Origin of the sequence: Arthrobacter oryzae (assembly GCF_030812315.1) — a bacterium.
GTDB lineage: Bacteria > Actinomycetota > Actinomycetes > Actinomycetales > Micrococcaceae > Arthrobacter > Arthrobacter oryzae_B.
Genome location: NZ_JAUSSM010000034.1, coordinates 1 through 2,765 on the forward strand (window position 1 = coordinate 1; position 2,765 = coordinate 2,765).

Genomic DNA, 2,765 nt, shown 5'->3' on the forward strand with positions numbered 1-2,765 from the left:
GGGGCCACGTTCGCCGGTGCGACGGTGACGGTGTTGGTGGTGGTGCCGGTGGCTCCGGTGTTGTCGGTGACGGTGAGTTTGACGGTGTAGGTCCCTGCTGTGGCGTAGGTGTGTTGGGCGGTGGCCCCGGTGGCGGTGCTGCCGTCGCCGAAGTCCCAGGCGTGTCCGGTGAGGGTGCCGTCGGGGTCCGTGGAGGCGGAGCCGTCCACCGAAACGGTCAGGGCCGACGCGGTGGAGGTGAAGGAGGCCGTGGGCGCCACGTTCGGCGCGGTTCCCGTGGTCCCCAGCGCATGATGGGCTGCCACGGTCTCTGCGGAGAGCACGGTGGGGTAGACCGCTACCTCGTCCAGCGTTCCATTCAGGTATCCGCTGAGTGGCCTGGATGGCCAGGATGCCAGGTTGTCCCCGCCGATCCGCCAGTAACCGTTGTTCGCCTGTCCGATGGTCACGTCCGTACGCTGGGCCTCGCGGACCCCGTCAACATAGAGTTCCATCCCTCCAGCGCCGAGGGAGGCCACGATGTGGTGCCACTGGCCGTCGTTGTAGCGGGTTGTGGTGTTTACCGTGGTGAACGCACTTTGCCTGACTCCGAAAAACAGGCGGCCCAAATTGTCCATATAGACATGACGGTCGTAGTTCGTGGAGTTTCCGGTGGTGCGGTTGCCGAAGCCGATAATTTTCCCGCCTGCCAAGGACGTCGTCTTCACCCAGGCCTCCACCGTGAAGGTGTCCGGGGCGGGGAAGGCCGTTGCGGTGGAAGCTATGCCGGTGGTTGACCCGTTGAAGGCGGCGGCAGAGTCGTTGTCACCGGCGATTGCTCCGGCCTGTCCCCGGGTCACGCCCGAACCGACGGTGGCATCGAAAACCCCGGACCAGTCCCGTGCTGCACCGCTGGGTTCGCCCAGCCGCCAGTAATCCGTTGCCTCGTCCTTGAGCACACGGCTCGCGTACGGGCTGAGCGTGCCTGTGGATGCCACGGTGACGTTGACGGTCTCGGACCGTACCTCCCGGCCGGTGGGATCCGTGGCGAAGATCCGGTACCCGTAGGTGGCCCCGGGTGTCAGGTTGGTGTCCACGAAGGACATGCTGGGGCGGTTCCAGAAGGTGGAGGGCCTGGTCACGGAGAAGACGGGGCGGTTGATGTCGCCGTTGCGGATCACCTTGTAGGTCAGGTGTTCATTGTCGCGGTCCCAGTTTGCCTTCCACGTGATCAGGGCAGTCCCGGATGCCGGGGACTGGATCCTGGGGTTGAACGCGCCGCCGGCAACCATGGGACCCTGGCTGTTCGGAGCGAGAGGCTTGACCGCGAATCGCACCAGTCCCTGCTGCGCGGTGCCGTTCACGGAGGGGAACTCCCCGCCCATCACGACGAAGTTTGAATTGCCCGCAACTGCCCAGGCGGCCTGGCTTTGCCCGGTGAAGCTGCCTACGGCAAGGTCCGGGAACCAGGTCAGGAGCGACGGGCGCGGATTGCCAGCGAAATTGAAGTAGCCGAGTGGGTCTCGTGTAATAATCCCTGTCGCGTTCTTGCTGAAAGCCATCCCCGGGTGGAAAGCCCAAGGATCCGGTTGCGGGAAGGCCCCGATGTTGCCGCAGAAGTGCGCGTGGCTGACCGTGTAGATAACATCCCCGACGGGTGCCACACCATAGGTATCTCCGTGACAGTCCTCGATCCAGTTCAGGGTGCCGTCGGTGCCGCGCGCCGAAAAGGTTCCCTCAAGCCTGCCACCGCCGCCGAAAGTGTAGCCCGTGCCGTAGACGTTCTCTCCATCCGCGGTGAGGCTGGTGATGCCGGCTTCCGGGCCTGCGTTGCGGACCACCGAGTTGGCGGCCCACGGCAGGGAGGCACCTGCCGCCAGATCTACTGCCCCGAGCCCGTAACCGGGGTTGGAGGAGCCGTTGAGGGTGGTGAAATTCCCGCCAACGACGATTTTGTTCTTGTCGGGAGTGAGCACCATTGCCGTGACGTTGCCGTTGGCAGTTACCGGCGCCCACGCAAGCGGAGCCCCGGTTGAGGCACTCACTGCTCCCAGTTTGGTGCGGGCCTGGGTTCCGACGGCGTTGAACCAGCCCCCGAGGTACACCGCTGTGTCGGTCGCGACGATCGCGTTCACCCTGGAATCCACGTAAGGCTGGAAGCCCGGAATCATCTGCCCGGCATTGGGCGAGCCTGCGGGGTACAGGGCGGCGACCCGATAGGCCGTTGCCCCGTTAACCGTGGTGAAGGACCCGCCGACGTAGACCCGCGAACCGTCAGGGGAGACGGCGACGGTGAGCGCCTGCGCGTTCAGCACCGGCGCGAAGGTGGTGTCAAGGACGCCGGTGGCCAGGTTGTAGGCGAGCATATTGCTCCGGGGCACCGTCTGCGTCCCGGGTGCGGCACCCGCCGGGCGGGCGGACGAGAAGTTGCCCACCGCATAGACCGTGTTGCCCACTATTACCTGCTGCCAGACCACACCGTCGATCTGAACCGTCGGGAGGGCATCCGCCGTGACGGTGGCCGGGGTGGCCGGGTTTGCCGGATCCGCCGGCGTGGAGTCAGCCCGCGCACCCCCCGCCCCGACCAGTGCTGTCCCCAGGAGGAAAATCACCAAGGCCAGGACTAAGACAATAGTTGAACGACGATGACGTGAGAGCAACATCAGAGACCACCTGTCAGGATTTCCAGTAGCTAGGGCGTTGATTTCCTGGTGTCACTTTGTGGCCGCCACGATTAGGTCGTCGAAGCGGATTACCACGGGTGCGTTTGTGGCGGTGCCGGAGAG

At 65.1% G+C, this 2,765-nt stretch carries 1 protein-coding gene; it reads right to left on the reverse strand.

Going from position 1 to position 2,765, the window contains the following annotated elements:
* Positions 1–2,591 (reverse strand): LamG-like jellyroll fold domain-containing protein (locus tag J2S97_RS23905; RefSeq protein ID WP_307052414.1); only part of this gene is annotated, 2,591 nt, incomplete at its 3' end.
* Positions 2,592–2,765 lie beyond the last annotated feature (174 nt).